We start from the raw sequence: 983 nt of genomic DNA on the forward strand, positions 1-983 counted from the left end.
AATCGATTACTGCCGTGAGCGTCAGACATTTGGTCAACCACTACTCGACAACCAGGTCATTCACTTTCGTTTGGCAGAGCTTCAGACAGAAATCGAAGCACTTCGCTGCATGGTGCATCAAGGTGTAGAGGGTTACATTAATAAGAAAGACGTGACGATGCTTGCCTCTATGGCCAAACTAAAAGCAGGACGCTTGGGCAGAGAAGTTTCTGACAGCTGTCTGCAATACTGGGGCGGAATGGGTTACATGTGGGACAACCCAGTTTCTCGCTCAATGCGTGATATTCGACTTGTCTCGATCGGAGGTGGTGCCGATGAAATCATGCTTGGCATTATCTGTAAGTTGATGGGCACCCTGCCAAAACGTAAGAAGTAAGGAGCGCGAATGAGTACGCTACCAGTATGTGAAACGCTGCTTCTTGAGCAAAAGGAACACGCGCTACACGTAACGCTAAACCGTCCGAAAGCACGAAATGCAATGAGCTTACGGATGGTTCAGGAACTGATGTCCGTCTTCAAGGCGATAGAGAACGACGAAACCATTCGTGCGGTGGTCATGCGTGGCGCCGAGGGCCACTTTTGTGCAGGCGGCGATATCAAAGATATGGCCAATGCGCGCGCAGCAATGGGCTCCCGAGCTGAAGGCGAAGAGGATCCGTTCTATGCGCTCAATCGAGAGTTCGGCCGAATGATTACCTTCGCCAATCAAATCCCGCAGGTACTCATTGTCGCTGCAGAGGGTGCTGTGTTAGGAGGCGGGTTTGGCCTCGTTTGCATCTCAGATCTCGCGATCTGCTTAGAGTCGACACAGTTTGGCCTGCCAGAAACCAGTTTAGGTATTCCGCCAGCGCAAATTGCACCCTTTGTTGTGACGCGCATAGGCCTAACGCAAGCCAGACGCCTGGCCTTATTCGGTGCGCGATTCAAAGGATCCGAAGCGAAAGAGCTTGGTATTGTGCATCAATGCGTGAATAGTAACGAGG

General features: G+C 51.4%; 2 protein-coding genes. Both read left to right on the forward strand.

Annotated features, from left to right (window positions below; translation table 11 throughout):
- A partial coding sequence (locus tag A3750_RS24700) for an acyl-CoA dehydrogenase family protein (RefSeq protein WP_197475304.1) occupies positions 1-376 on the forward strand: 376 nt, incomplete at its 5' end.
- Between the two features lie 9 nt (positions 377-385).
- On the forward strand, positions 386-983 hold a 598-nt coding region (locus A3750_RS24705), incomplete at its 3' end, for an enoyl-CoA hydratase/isomerase family protein (protein WP_068549055.1).

This window comes from Oleiphilus sp. HI0079, assembly GCF_001635105.1.